10 protein-coding genes are annotated in these 14,366 nt (G+C 68.9%); 6 read left to right on the top strand and 4 right to left on the bottom strand.

What is annotated here, in order from left to right:
- Positions 1–63: 63 nt before the first annotated feature.
- Positions 64–786 carry an A24 family peptidase gene (locus ACIBKX_RS13380; protein WP_363277417.1) on the bottom strand — a complete coding sequence of 241 codons (723 nt, stop codon included), beginning with the start codon at positions 784–786 and terminating at the stop codon, positions 64–66.
- Positions 787–800: 14 nt separating this feature from the next.
- Positions 801–3,803 carry a BTAD domain-containing putative transcriptional regulator gene (locus tag ACIBKX_RS13385; protein ID WP_363277416.1) on the bottom strand — a complete coding sequence of 1,001 codons (3,003 nt, stop codon included), beginning with the start codon at positions 3,801–3,803 and terminating at the stop codon, positions 801–803.
- A 415-nt stretch (positions 3,804–4,218) separates the two neighbouring features.
- Here ACIBKX_RS13385 and ACIBKX_RS13390 point away from each other — a divergent pair, with 415 nt between their 5' ends.
- From ACIBKX_RS13390 to ACIBKX_RS13415, 6 genes are all read left to right on the top strand, one after another.
- Positions 4,219–4,869 carry a hypothetical protein gene (locus ACIBKX_RS13390; RefSeq protein ID WP_363277415.1) on the top strand — a complete coding sequence of 217 codons (651 nt, stop codon included), beginning with the start codon at positions 4,219–4,221 and terminating at the stop codon, positions 4,867–4,869.
- On the top strand, positions 4,866–5,957 hold the full coding sequence (locus ACIBKX_RS13395) for a hypothetical protein (protein WP_363277414.1): 1,092 nt from the start codon (positions 4,866–4,868) through the stop codon (positions 5,955–5,957). The genes ACIBKX_RS13390 and ACIBKX_RS13395 overlap by 4 nt, the downstream gene beginning before the upstream one ends.
- A gap of 55 nt (positions 5,958–6,012) precedes the next feature.
- Positions 6,013–10,548 (top strand): DUF6531 domain-containing protein, encoded by a 4,536-nt coding sequence (locus ACIBKX_RS13400; RefSeq protein WP_399375747.1) that lies wholly within the window; start codon positions 6,013–6,015, stop codon positions 10,546–10,548.
- 41 nt (positions 10,549–10,589) lie between these two features.
- Positions 10,590–11,024, top strand: a complete 435-nt coding sequence (locus tag ACIBKX_RS13405; protein ID WP_363276849.1) for a hypothetical protein — start codon at positions 10,590–10,592, stop codon at positions 11,022–11,024.
- Positions 11,025–11,061: 37 nt separating this feature from the next.
- The gene (locus ACIBKX_RS13410; RefSeq protein WP_363276848.1) at positions 11,062–11,418 is read left to right on the top strand and encodes a hypothetical protein; all 357 of its coding nucleotides are present in this window, start codon (positions 11,062–11,064) and stop codon (positions 11,416–11,418) included.
- 179 nt (positions 11,419–11,597) lie between these two features.
- A complete protein-coding gene (locus ACIBKX_RS13415; protein ID WP_363276847.1) occupies positions 11,598–13,160 on the top strand; it encodes a substrate-binding domain-containing protein in 1,563 nt (520 codons plus the stop codon).
- On the opposite strand, the gene ACIBKX_RS13420 is transcribed toward ACIBKX_RS13415, so the two are convergent.
- The gene (locus tag ACIBKX_RS13420; protein ID WP_363276846.1) at positions 13,157–13,804 is read right to left on the bottom strand and encodes a hypothetical protein; all 648 of its coding nucleotides are present in this window, start codon (positions 13,802–13,804) and stop codon (positions 13,157–13,159) included. The genes ACIBKX_RS13415 and ACIBKX_RS13420 overlap by 4 nt on opposite strands.
- Before the next feature lie 40 nt (positions 13,805–13,844).
- Complete coding sequence (locus tag ACIBKX_RS13425) at positions 13,845–14,306, bottom strand: hypothetical protein (protein ID WP_363276845.1); 462 nt, start codon at positions 14,304–14,306, stop codon at positions 13,845–13,847.
- Positions 14,307–14,366: the final 60 nt, after the last annotated feature.

Here is a 14,366-nt window from a genome sequence, read left to right on the forward strand (position 1 = left end):
CCCTTTCGTAAGGGTTGCGGACGGACTGATCCAGCGTACGCCAGCCCTTTCGGCCACCCGACGTCAGGCGGCGTACGCCCCGATCAAGAGCCCCACGAACGCCCCGCCGACCAGGAACGGGCCGAACGGGATCGCCGTCTTGCGACCGGCGCGGCGGGCGACGACGAGGGCCCCTCCGTAGAGGGAGGCGAGGACGAAACCGGCGAAGGTGCCGAGCAGGAGCACGCCCCAGCCGTACCAGCCGAGTACGGCCCCCAGGCTCAGCGCCAGCTTCACGTCGCCGAAGCCCATGCCGTTCGGGGAGATCAGGAACAGCACGAAATAGCCGCCGCCGAGCGCCAGCGCGCCGTACAGCGCGTGCAGCCACGAGCCGCCGTGCTCCGGCAGCAGCGCGGCCCCGCCGAGCAGCGCGAGGGCCGCTGCGGCGAGCGGCAGCGTGAGGACGTCCGGCAGCCGGTGGACGGTGAAGTCGACGACGGTGAGGAGGACCCCGAAGGGGGCGAGGAGCAGCCAGACGCCGATCTCGGGCCGCGGGCCCGTAGCGGCGGCGAGGGCGGCGCAGACGAGAGCGGTGGCCACGGCAAGCGCGGCGCTCCGGGGACCGTAGCGGTCGCCCTTCGCACCGCACCGGGCGAGCCCGGCCCAGCCCTTGATCTCATGCCCCTCGGGGCACGCCTCCCGCCACTCCTCGTCGGGTGCGACGGAGAGGCGGTAGGCGGCACGGGGGACGAGAAGCCCGACGAGGGCGCCCCAGAGAAGGGCGCCCCCGGTGAGGATCAGCAGCAAGTTCCCGCTCCCCGTCAGCCGACCGCGGAGAGCCCGTTGCGCCAGGCGGGCAGCAGCTCGTCAAGGAGCGCCTCCGTCCGGGGCGGCACGCCGCGCGCACCGCTGCGGGCGACGAGGTCCGCGGCCACCTGCTGGAGGCGGGCCGGGTCGTCCAGCGCGTGCGTGGCCCGGAGCAGCTCGTTCCAGAGCCGCTCGTCGCCCGGCGCCGAGTTCAGCGCGGCGTTCAGCGCCTCGATGGCCTTCTCCGCGCGGCCCTTCTCCAGGTGGAACTCGGAGAGCGCGAGCCCGATGTCCGCGACGAGCAGCGGCAGCTGGGCGTCGATGATCTCGTGCGTGAGCCAGCCGTAGCGCCCCTGCGGCCGGTCCGCGAGCAGCGGCCCCCGCACGAGCACCAGCGCGTCGGTGAGCATCCGCCCGCGTACGGCACGGTTGTTGGCCCCGCGCCCCTGCGTCGCCTCGTGATACAGCGACCTCAGTACGTCCAGGTCGGAGACGACGGACTTGGCGAGCGTGAGCCGCCCGCTCTGGTCGGCGCGCAGCCGCGGCGAACCGTCGGGCTCGGTGCCGAGCCACTCGCGCAGCCGGTCGACGAGCGCGTCCCGTACGTCCTCGGTGACGCCGCGCGGCCACAGCGCGGAGGACAGCACCCGCGGGTGCACGCCCTCGCGGTGCAGCAGGAGCAGCGCGAGCGCCTCGTGCATCAGCGGGCTGCGGTCGCCGTCCGGCGTGTCGAGGCCGATGATCTCGTACGTCCCGACGAGGCGGGCGTAGACCGCGGGCCGCCCCTGCTCCGTGACGTCGACGAGGAACGGCGGAGCCGTCGCCGTACGACCGGAGCCGGAACCCGCGGCGTCCTCCCCGGGGTCGGCGTCGACGAACAGCTCGACGACCGCGCGCTGCGTGGCCTCGGGCAGCGTCTGCGCCTCCAGTTCGAGCCCGAGCAGCGGGGCGAGGAGCTTGCCCTGGCGGGTGATCTCCATCTCCCAGGCGGCACCCGGCAGATCGCCGGACTCCGTGCCGACCAGGTAGCCGATGCCCAACCGGCCGGCGTCTGCGGCCAGTTCGGCGAGCTTCACGGCGTCGTCGCCGGTCGGCTCGGCGGCGAGCAGCACCAGGTGCGGCGCCCAGCGGGTGTGCTGGGCGGGCCCGGTGCGGCCCGTGAGGACGGAGTCGTGCCCGGCGGCACCCAGCGCGCCGCGCCGCTGCCGCGTCTCCGCCTCCATGGTCTCGATGAGCGCCTCGATGTCGTCCAGGTGGCGCAGGCGGTTGGGCGCGAGCGGCGTCAGGTCCTGGCCGAAGCCGACGAGCGTGATGGTCATGCGGTCCGACCAGCCGTTGGTGGCCAGCTCGGCGGCGACGGAGGCGAACACGGCGGCCCGGTCGGCCTCGCGGCCGCTCAGCGAGACGACACCGGGCACGGCCTCAAGATTCAGCAGCAGCCGTGAGTCGTCGAGAGTGCCGAGGCTGACGAGCCCCGGATACGGCGCGGCGGTGTCCACGTCCTCGTACTGCTCGGCGTCGGTGCGGGCCAGCATCCAGAACGTCTGGTCCTGCCCGAGCTGCCACGGCGCGGGCGGCCGCCCGGCGGGCTGGGCGAGCTGGAGGTGCAGATCGCCGTTGCTGAGCCAGGCCGCGTACACGGTCGGCAGGGCGCGGGACTCCTCGGCGAGCGAGGCCGAGAGCCCGCGCAGCGAAAGGTCGAGCAGTCGTACGCCTTCGGGGTCGGCGCCCACGAGAAGCGCGTCCTGCGCGTCGGCCGCACCACCGGTCGGCGTCGGCGGCTCCATGCCGCGGCGTCCGCCGACGGCGCCCATGGCCGACTGCCACAGGGCGTGCCTGCGCCGACGGCCGAGCGCGCCGAGGAGTCCGGCGGCGAGGAGGGGCGCGCCGAGGAGCGCTTCGGGGAGCCCGAAGGAGAAGCCTTCGGATTCGCCGGCGGGGGTGGCGACGGGCGTCTGGTGCCCGCTGCCCTTCTCGCCGGAGCCCGCCCCGCCGGGCCGCTGCTCGGGAAGAACGATGTGCGCGGTGTCGCGGTCGACGGACCCACCGCCCTGCTGCCCGCCGCCCTGTTCCTGGGCGCCGCCGCCCTCCTTGTGGTCGCCGGACTTGGCGTAGTCGGAGATCTGCTCCTTCACGTCCTGCGAGATCTTCGGCGCCTCGTCGGGCATCTCGACGAGCTCGCCGCCGTGCGCGTCCGCGGGCATCTCCATGATCCAGCCGGGCCGGATGAGGCTGGCCTCCGACAGCCGGGACCCGTCCGGCTGCTCCCGGTCCTTGTTGAGCTGGTAGATCTCCTTGTACCGGCGCCCGTCGCCGAGGTGCCGCTCGGCGATCTCCCAGAGGGAGTCGTGGTGACGCCCCTCGGGAGGCTGGATCCGGTAGTACTTCGTGTCCCCGTCCTTCTTGTTCCCCCCGCCCGCGTCGGCGTGCGCGGCGGCCTGCTCGGCCTGTTCGGCGACGGCACTGGCGGCGCTGCCGGCCTGGTCCTGCCCGAAGAGACCGCCGGGGGTCTGCTGGGCGGAGGCGGCGGAGGCGGGCTTCTGATTGCCCTCCAGCGACTGCCCGAACTGCGAGAGCCCGGGCGCGAAGCTGGCGGCGGTGGCGCCGACGAGCAGCAGGGCGGCGACGAGCTGCCGCGCGAGCAGCTGACTCCCCCCGGCACCGGGAATGCGGTTGGGCATCCCGACCCCGGAGAGCGCGGCCTTCACTTCCACCAGCACACAGGCGGTGAACTGGGCCCACGCGAGCCAGACCACGACGGTCAGTACGTTGATGAACGTCCCGACCGTGATCTCCTGCTGCAGCCAGTCCAGCGAGGGCGCCCCGCCCGGCAGCGGCCACCCCACGGCGTACGCGAGAGCTCCGGGCACGCCGACGACGAGCGCGACAAGGGCGACGAAGGCGAGGAACGCCTTGACGAAGTCCCCGAAGGTACGGCGACGCCGGGGCAAGGGCTGCGGCGTCCGATTCCGTGGAGCCGACGGGCCGCCCGTCGAACGTGAAGTGGTGCGCGCCATGGCGGGAGTCCTGGTGTCCTCTGCTTGGGAGGGAGTGGGTCGAGGTCGCGGGTCGCGAGCTGAGCGTTTGAGCGTACTTAGGCGATGGTACGGAAGCGACCGATGGTCAGACAGGGGCAGCGGCTACCGGAGGTGCCGGTTTGCGCACGAGTTGCCCCTTAAGCGCAGCTCGCTCTGCCCAGTTGTGACGCACGCTTGCCCGGCACTGACCGGGCGGGACATCTCCCGTCACAGTTCCGGCACGGATTCGCTGCGCCCGCGTAGCACTTGGGGACCGCCGGGGACCGTTCGCTTCCGTCATCACGCGGAACGCGAGAGCCTTCACACAGCGCACCAGTACCGGTAACCCACGCCTGATAACTTCGTTCGACTCCATTCTCGCCTGCACATATACGACCTCTGGGGGACTGCAATCGTGGCCCGTCGCACCCTGCCCATCGTGACCGCGCTGGTGGCGAGCGCGACGCTTCTGCTGAGCGCTTGTGGGGGCGGTGGGGACGGTTCGTCCTCGGACAAGATCGAGGGGGCGGGGGGCGGCTCGGACAAGGCGTCGCCTTCGGCGTCGAAGACCCCGCCGGGCCAGCCCGACCTCGCCCTGCCGGGCGACCTGAAGGTCGAGTTCGACGGCACGAACCCCTCCGACAAGCGTCAGCGGGCGGCACTCGAGAACGCCAGGAACTACATCCGCGCCCTGAACCACGGCATCACGGCCCAGGACCCGAAGGACCCGGCGTACCAGTACTACTCCTTGGGCAACGCCGCCACGTACGCCAAGAAGCAGATCACGATGTGGGTGGACGACAAATGGACCGCCACCGGGACTGACAGCTACTACCGGAGCAAGACGGACAAGGTCGGCACGGCCGGTGTGCTCGTCACCATGTGCCGGGACCAGAGCAAGTTCTACGGCAAGAACGTCGACACCAAGAAGGTCAGGTACACGAAGCCGAGCCTGGAGGACTACCAGGAGTTCCGTCTCCTGATGAAGCAGCCCCAGGGCTCGGAGAAGATCTGGAAGGTGCTCCAGATCGAGGTGGAGGGTCGAGTGAAGGAGTGCAGGCGATGACACCGATACGACACACTCTGCGCTGGTCGGCCGCGTTGGCCGCGTCGGCGGTGCTCTGGTCCGCGGGTTCGGCCCACGCCGCGGGCCCCGGCGACAACACCACGCCCCAGCCCACGAATCCCCCGGCCGACAACGGTGGTGGCGTCAACGGCAACGAGCTCTCGGCCGGCACCTCCTCGATCAAGCTGTCGTACCCCAAGGGCGGCAACGGAGGCGGCAAGAAGGGCAACCTCGCCCCCATCGACCCCAATTGGGAGCCCCCGGCCTGCTGGTACGAGCCCGCGTTCACGTCCAAGGAGCTCAAGGAGTTCGTGGACAAGGACGGCGGCGGCGACGTCGGCATCCACGAGTCGTGGTTCGGCAAGGGCCTGTGGACGGACCACTACCGCGACGGCAAACCGGCGGACAACTTCGACCTGAACGCGCCGACGAACAGCTCGGCCGAGGGCTACAAGGACTACAACGAGGGCAAGGACGGCCGCTTCTGGCGCGGCGTCGCGCCCGACTCCTCCGACCCCAAGTCGTGGGACTGCGGCCGCATCATGTTCTGGGTGGACGCCGGTGAGATCCCGGACGACCCGAACGCCCCGACGCCCAAGATGCTCGCCGAGTACGCGTACGACAAGGTGAAGGTCCCCGACACCGAGGTCGAGCTGAAGCCCGAGGCCAAGTCGACGGTGAATCTGCCCACTTGGGTCTGGCTGGACAAGGGCACGTTCAAGGAGGTCTCGGTCCGCGCCGAACTCCCGAACACCCCGCTGTGGGCGGAGACGACGGCCAAGCCGAAGAGCCTCCACCTGGAGCCCGGCACCCCGGACGCGGAGACGTTCCCCGCGTCGGGCGAGTGCAAGATCAACGAGGACGGCAGCATCGGTACGCCGTACACGAAGGGCAAGTCCAAGCAGGACCCCCCGTGCGGCATCAACTACCTCCGCGCCACGAACGGAAAGCCGTTCCAGCTGAAGGCGTCCGTGACGTGGGAGATCTCGTGGGAAGGCTCCCAGAACACGGGCGATGACCTGCCCGACGGCACCTTCGAGACGACCCAGGACATGAATGTCCAGGAGATCCAGTCGATCAATCGCTGATCAGTTCACGCATACGTTCCATCGCAAGTTGTAGGGCTGTCACGGGGGTTGTGGGATGGCGGGGAATCGTCCGGCGGATTGGCATGTCCTGGACCTGGACAAGGACCCGACTCCGGGCGATCCGGACCGGGTCCGCAGCCTCGCCAAGAACCTGCACGACTTCGCCGACGACGTGTCGAAGGTCCTCCGGGACATCAAGGGGATGGCGGGCGAGGACGCCATCCTGACCTGGGCGGGCAAGACGGCGGAGTCCTTCACCGCCGAGTTCGAGGACGCCCCCGGCAAGCTGAAGAAGCTCAAGAAGAGCTACGACATGGCCGGCGACGCGATGGCGGCCTACTGGCCCGAGCTGGAGCGCGCCCAGGCGCTGGCCGACAAGGCGCTGGCCAAGGGCCGTGAAGCGCAAGGGGACTTGTCCTCCGCGCAGACCCGTCTCACCTCCGCCGACTCCTGGGTGGATCGGGCGGGCAAGGAAGCCGACAAGTACAAGGACGACGACGACGGCGGTTCGAAGGCGGGCAAGGACGTACCCAAGCCCGACCCCGACAAGGTCAAGGCCGCCACCCGCAACGCGACGGCCGCCGAGAAGGCCCAGACCGAGGCGAAGTCGGACGTGTCTTCGGCCCAGGGCAATCTCGACGCGGCGAAGAAGATGGCCGAGGACGCCCGCAAGATGCGGGAGAACGCTGCCGGGACGGCGAAGAAGAAGCTCGAAGAGGCTTCCGACGCCGGTATCCAGAACCGGAAGTGGTGGGAGGAGGTCGGCGACTGGGTCTCCGACAACTGGGACACCATCGTCGCCGTCTGCAAAGTCGTCGTCGCCGTACTCGGCGTCATCGCCATGATCGTCGGCGGACCCATCCTCGGCGCCATCGTCCTCGTCGCCGCGCTCGTCGTCCTCGCCGACACCCTCCATAAATACGCCAACGGAGAAGCAGGCCTCCTCGACGTCGCCTTCGCCGCGCTCGACTGCATCCCCGGCATGAAAGGCCTCACCTCCCTCCGCGGACTCGCCAAGGGCATGAAGGGCCTCAAGAACGGCATCAAGGGCCTGGGCAAGGGCGGGCTGCGCAAGGGGGCGGACGACGCCGTCGCCAAGAGCAAGACCGCCGAGACCCGTTGCAAGGGTGGCGACCCGATCGACATGATCTCGGGCGAGATGCTGATGGAGGAGACCGACGTCGAGCTGCCCGGCCTCTTGCCGGTGGTCCTCAGGCGTACGCATCTGTCCACGTATCGCTGGGGCAGGTGGTTCGGGGAGTCCTGGGCCTCAACGCTGGACGAACGCCTCGAACTCGACGATCAGGGAGCCGTCTTCGCCAGCGAGGACGGCATGCTGCTCACGTATCCACCGCCGCAACCGGGTGTCGCCGTCATGCCGCACGAAGGGCCGCGCTGGCCTCTGCTGTGGGACGGCACGCCTGGAGCACCACTGCGCATCACCGATCCCCGAACCGGGCGGATCCGGGACTTCAGCTCCAATGGCCGTTCCATGAAGACGGACCAGGCGTTCACCCTCCCCCTCGTCTCCGTCACGGACCGGAACGGCAATCGCGTCGTCATCGAACGCGACGACGACGGGGCTCCCGTCGCCGTCCGGTCGGACGGCTATCTGCTCGCCATCGACACGAACGAGGAAGCGGACCGCATATCGGAGATCCGCTTGCTCGGCACCGACGGCGGTTCCGGGAGCACGAGTCTGATCCGGTACGGATACAGCGACGACGGCCACCTCACCGAGGTGTTCAACGAGTCCGGTCTTCCCCTGAGACTCACGTACGACAACGAAGACCGCATCACGTCCTGGACCGACCGCAACGGGAGTTGGTTCAGGTTCACCTATGACGAGCAGCACCGCGTCATCAAGGGAGACGGTGCCAACGGATTCCTGAGCTGCACCATCGCCTACGACACGGAGAACCGCGCCACCGCATACACCGACTCCCTCGGGCACACCACGACCCACCACTACAACGATCTGCTCCAACGCACCGCGATCACCGACCCGTTGGGGAACCGCAGCCAGGCCACCTGGGACCCGTTCAACCGGCTTCTCTCCCGTACGGACGCGCTGGGCCGGACGACCCGGTTCTCCCACGACGCGGCGGGGAACGTCACCCGTATCGAACGACCGGACGGAACCAGCTCGACCGCGGTCTTCGACGATCAGCACCAGCCGACCCGGATCGTGACGGCGACCGGAGCCGCCTGGGCCTACTCCTACGACGAGCGGGGCAACCGCCTGTCGACCACCGACCCGCTCGGCTTCGAGATCTCCCACTCGTACGACGAGAAGGGACATCTGCTGTCGACGACCGAAGCCGACGGCCGGACCCGCCGCTTCGAGACGAATGCCTCGGGCCTCCCGGAGGCGGTCATCGACCCGCAGGGCCTGCGCACCGAGGCCGCACGCGACGCCTTCGGCCGTATTTCCCGGGTCACCGACCCGCTGGGGCAGGTCACCCGAATGGGATGGACGGTCGAGGGCCGGCCCGCATGGCGTGAGGAATCCGCCGGTGTCCGGGAACAATGGTCGTGGGACGGCGAGGGGAATCTCGTGTCCTATACGGACGCCAACGGGCAGACGACCACCCACACGTCGACGCATTTCGATCTCTCCGCCTCGCGCACTGATTCAAGGGGACAGACATTCGCCTTTGAACACGACACGGAACTCAAGCTCACAAAGGTCACCAATCCGGCGGGTCGGACCTGGGTCTACCGGTACGACCCCGCGGGCCGTCTGACGTCCGAGACCGACTTCAACGGCCGCGACCTCACCTACACCTACGACTCGGCGGGCCAGTTGGTCGCGCGTACCAACGGAGCCGGGGAACGGCTTGAGTTCACGCGCGATCTGCTCGGCCGGATCAGCCGACAGCACTGCGACTCGGGTGAATCGACCACGTTCGGCTACGACGCCGCAGGCCGACTGGTCCGGGCGGTCAACGCCGACGCGGAGATCCAGCGTGAAAGGGATCTGCTCGGCCGGGTCGTGTCCGAGTCCGTCAACGGCCGGGTGGTCTCCTACACCCACGATGCGGCAGGCCGCAGAACGAGCCGCCGGCTGCCGTCGGGCGTGCTTTCGGAATGGTCGTACGACACTGCGGGGCGCCCCGAATCCCTCACGGCGTCCGGGGAAACACTCCACTTCGCGTACGACGAGGCCGGACGGGAGACCCGGCGGTCCTTCGGTACCGGCGTACACCTCTCGCAGACCTGGAACGCGGTGGACCAGCTGGCGAGCCAGACCCTCACCCTGGGGCACGAAGGTGACGAACGTGTTCTCCGGGAACGTCACTACGGCTATCGAGCCGACGGCTTCCTCACCGAGATCCGAGATCTGTCGCACACCCGGCGCCGCTTCACTCTCGACGCCGCTGGCCGCGTCGAGGCGGTGAACGCGGGGAACTGGTCCGAGCAGTACGCCTATGACGCCGCAGGCAACCTCTCGCACGCCGAGTCCGAGAGCCTGAGCGACCCCGGCGGCCGGGAGTTCAACGGCACTCTCATCGAGCGGTCGGGACGCACTTCCTATCAGCACGACCGTCAGGGCAGGCTCGTCTGCCGCAGGCGCAAGCTGCTCAACGGGCAGACCCGCGTCTGGCGTTACCACTGGGGCGCGGACGACCGGCTGCTGTCCGTGACCACACCGGACGGCGTCAGCTGGCGCTACGCCTACGATCCGCTCGGCAGGCGCATCTCCAAGCATGCGATGTCCGCCGACGGCGTCGCGAGCGACGAGGTCCTCTTCGTCTGGGACGACACACGCATCGCGGAGCAGACGGCCGGCGTCTCCGTCACGACGTGGGAATACGCTCCCGATTCACACCGGCCGGTCCTACAGGTCAACGCGTCGGGCAGCGAACGGGGCGCCGCGCCGGACGACAGTGAGACAGCCGCGCGCTTCTACGCCATCGTCACCGATCTGGTCGGAAAACCGACCGAGTTGGTGTCCGCCGACGGTGACGTCCTCACACAGGAGCCCGGCACTCTCTGGGGTGTCCCCGCCTCCCCCTCCAGCGGATCGACCGACGACTGCCCGCTGCGCTATCCGGGGCAGTACCACGACCCCGAGACCGGCTGGAGCTACAACTATTTCCGGTACTACGACCCGGAAACGGCACGGTACGTCTCCCCCGACCCCCTGGGCCTTGATGCCGCCCCCAATCATCACGCCTACGTAGAGAATCCAACGTTCTGGATCGATCCGCTCGGTCTCCAGAAGTGCAAGAAGAAGAAGGGCGAAGACGAAGAGCCCGACCCCAATAAGCCGCGTGAGGAGGAAGCGCACTTCGACAGTTTCGCCGAGGCACGCGCCAATGCCCGTGAGCGAGCGGGTCTCGGCGACGACGCCATACCGTTCCAGCAGGAGCTCGGTCCGGAGAAGGGCCGCTGGACGGGAATGCAGAGCCCGGACGGCATGCGGGGCTGGCGGATCGATTACGACCCGAAGTCGGACAAGGGGTTCCACGTAAACTGGTGGAACAAGGAAGGGGCCAAGCGCAGCAACAAGTGGAAGTACGGGGCAAACATCATCAGGGGCGCCGGTAACCAGGAGTACCAGGACGTCCTGCGTCACTTCCCGTAGGGCAACCCTGCACCGGAACAAGGGAACCGCAAAGGACGGCCATGGGATACACCGACCACGAGCATCTGCGCGAATGGCTCGCCGAGCACGACCACCGCATTCTCGATGCCGCGTACTCCGCCACGCTGGAGCGCTACCTGGACACGCTCCCCTGGGCCTCCAGCCGGATCCAGTGGGCGGACGTTCCGCACACCGAGATCGATGAGCCGCCGTCCGACGACCCGGACTTCCTCGACGCCTGCGGCAAGACGCCGCTCGGCGGGCACAGCTGGGTGCTGATCATGTACAACGGCGGCGAGCCCGCCGTCCTGTGCCGCACCGAAGACGCCTTGAAGGACATCGACGTGCTGTACCTGCGCGCGCCGGGCCCGCGCTACTTCTGCGGTGCCGACCGGCGGGACGAGGAAGTCACCCTTGTCCCCGAGCACTTCGCCGAGTACGACATCTCGGGGCTCACCTTCCACACGCCTCAGTAGTTCCATGAGGCAGTAGTTCCAAGAGGGGGACGAAAGCATGGCAGGCAAAGGCAAGAGCGACCTCGCGCTTCCGCTCAGTGATCTTGAGGACTACGGGAGCCGGCTGCGGTCCATCAAGGACCGGATGAACCGCACGAAGAAGACCTTCGAGTCCTACAAGGACGACATCGGCGACGGCGGCGTGTACGACGCGCTCGACGACTTCGAGTCCAACTGGGAAGACGGGCGCGAGGACATCACCCAGCAGCTGACCGCCCTCGCCGACATGTCCGACGCCGTCGTCCGCGAGTTCAAGAAGCTCGACGACAAGCTCGCCAAGGACGTCTCCGAGGGCGTGAAGGACAAGGGCGGCAAGGGCGAGAAGGGTGGCAAGGGCGGCGACAAGGGGGACTAGGCGGACTAGGACTAGGCGGACGCGCCCGCGTCAACGCCCGGTGAACCCCCGGCCAACCCCGGTAACCCCCCGATGAACTCCCCCTGAAGTCAGCGCAGTTGGCCTCGCTCCGCCGGCACCCCCCTCGTAACTTGGCCACCCAAGCGAACTGTGCGGCAGCCAACGGGGGGCGTTCGGCGATGAGTGGTGGGTTCTCCTGGGAGTCGGTGGTCGCCGCCCTCGGGCTCGCGATACCCGTGGGCGCCGCCCTGTGGGAATTCGGATTCGCCGGGCGCAAACGCCTCGGCTACCGCGTGCAGATGGACACCACCGCCAAGAACGCGGCCACCCATCTGCACGCCGGAGTGCTGCGGCAGCTCCAGCAGAACGGCACCTCGCTCGTCGACCCGTCCTTCGTGCTGCTGCGCGTCCAGAACAGCGGCTGGACCCACATCGACCCCAGCGACTACGTACGACGTGACGACGACCAGGTCGGCATCAGAATCACCTTCCCCGGCCGTCGCGTCCGCGGCATGGTCGTCACCGAAACCAGCCACGACTACCTGGAGCCCTGCTTCGAGAACGCCGTCGGGCTGCGCAGGAACGACGACAACATCGAGCTGCCCCGCGTCCCCCTCAACCGTGGCACCCACTACAAGGTCCTCGCCGTCCTGGAGCGCGACCCCGACTTCGCTGCCGGTCGGGAATTCCCCGACCCCGTCGTCGTCGCCGGCATCAAGGGCGGCGTCCGGGGCGGCCAGATCAAGAAGACCGAGAGCCACACCTTCGCCTCCCGCCCCGTCATGGTCTTCATCGCCCTGCTCGTGCTGGTCGCGGCCGCGCAGTCCTTCACCTCGTTCACGAGGGACGACGCCCGCGCCCAGGCCGCCCCCGTCGACTGCGCCGAGGGCACGCTCACCCTCTCCGGCTCCACCGCCTTCAAGGACGCCGTCGCCGAAGCCGCCAAGCGGTACGTGAAGAAGTGCACGGGGGCCAAGATCCCCATCTCGGACGACACCTTCAAGGGGAGCGTCGCGGGGCTGGACTCCCTCGCGGCAGCCGGGAAGAAGGGGGGTAGCGGCAGCAGCGGGCTTGGAGATCGGATCGCCTTTACCGATGGGGCCAAAGGCGACGGACGCCCTCAGCTTCTCCCCCGCCCCGTCGCCCTCTCCCTCTTCACCCTCGCCGTCAACAAGGACGCGGGCGTCCAGGACCTCTCTCTCAAGCAGGTACGCCAGATCTACTCCGGCGACATCACCAACTGGTCCCAGGTGAACGGGAACGACGTCCCCATCCACCTCGTCAGCCGTCATCCCGGCTCCGGCACCCGCGCAGCCCTCGTACGCCAAGTCCTCGACGGCAAAGAGCTGTTGGAGGTCACCTCAGGGGACTGCGCGGGCATGGGGCGCGACAAGCCCGGCCGCTGCGAGGTCGGCGACACCGGCACCCTCCTGGACACCGTCGCCTCCACCCCCGGCTCACTCGGCCACAGCGAGGCCGGTGCCGCCCTCACCCACCAAGGCATCCAGCAGGTACGGATCGCCGGATACCCCGCCACCGTGGAAGGCGCCGACGCGGGCGCGTACCCCTACTGGGAGACGGAGTTCGCCTACACGTACGGCGAGCCGCCCGCCGACTCCATCGCGGCGGGCTTCCTCCGCTACCTCACGGAGGGCGCGGGCAAGGACAGCCTCCCGGCGCACGGCCACCGGCCCTGCTCCGAGCTGGAGAAGCCGCTGCTCTGCCGCCCGGTCTCGTCCTAGAGCGCCTGGAGCGGGGCGATCCTCCAGCAGTGGGGGTCCTTTGACGGCTGCGCGCCGCTCGCATCGGGCAGGGCGTGCGCGGCGACCGTCCGCAGCGCTTCGGGGCCGCCGGAGGTATCGACGTCCGAGGCGATGATCCCGGGCCAGTCGCCGTACGACCAGTACAGACGATGCCGGCCGGGCGCCAGGGGGAGGACGCCCACCAGAATCGGCCTGCTGCTGTCTGCCGAGTGCGCCGTCTTCGGGGGCAGGACGGCCGCCGGTTCCTGCTGCCCCGGGTCCGCCCTGATGTCGAGGAGGTCCAGCGTCAGGGACGGCATCTGCGACAGGTCGTTCTCGTCGTCCCGGTAGAACGTCCGGTAGAAGGGGTCCGCGGTCTGGGCGACCCGCGCGATCCCGAGGACCTCACCGGCGTCGATGACAATCTCGTCCTGGATCAGGGGGACTTCGTAGACACTCAGGTCCGGCGCACACGCGCCCTCCGCGCCGACGGCGACGCAGACGGCTTCCTCCCCGCCCTGTGGTGGGAGCACTCCCCGCATGTACGTGTTCCCGTGCAACGGGCGGGACAGGTCACGCAGGACCAGATGGACCACCTGTGCCTGGATGCGGGTGCTGTAGAGAGAGGAGGAAGGCGTCAACATCGACTCCGAATCGGCGGATCAGGGGATCAGACGGACTCGGTCACACGCCGCACTTGACGCGGCGGACCTTGGTTACGGCCTTCTCCGGAGAGTCGGCGACGCCGATGATGTCAGTGTCGATCACGCTGCGCCATTCGCGCGGCTTACGGTTCGCGCACTTCTTGCGGGCGTTGGCCCGCCAGGTGCTGGGCGCCTTGTTGAGCTTCTTGCTCGGCTTCACGGTCTTGGAGCCCTTGGCGACCGTGTGCCACGTCTTGGAGCCCTTCTTCCTCGTCTGAAGCCAGATGGTCACCTTGGCCTTGGTGCCGGGGCCCTTGACCTTGAACCACCATCCGTGGCCGGAGGCCGTTGCGGGCTTGGTCGAGGAGACGTGGACGAAGTCACCGTTGGTGGCGTAGACACCGGGTCCGGGGCGGGGGGCCTGCTCGGCTGCCCCTGCGGGCGCCGCGACACCCATGAGCAGAGCCGCGCACAGCGTTGCGGTTGCCAGCTTCTTGTTCAAGCGAAATCTCCCGTTGACGTGTGGTTCCCACGATCGTCAACAAGCTTAGATTTCCGGACA

It is taken from the genome of Streptomyces sp. NPDC050658, from assembly GCF_044457025.1.
In the GTDB taxonomy this organism is placed as follows: Bacteria; Actinomycetota; Actinomycetes; order Streptomycetales; family Streptomycetaceae; genus Streptomyces.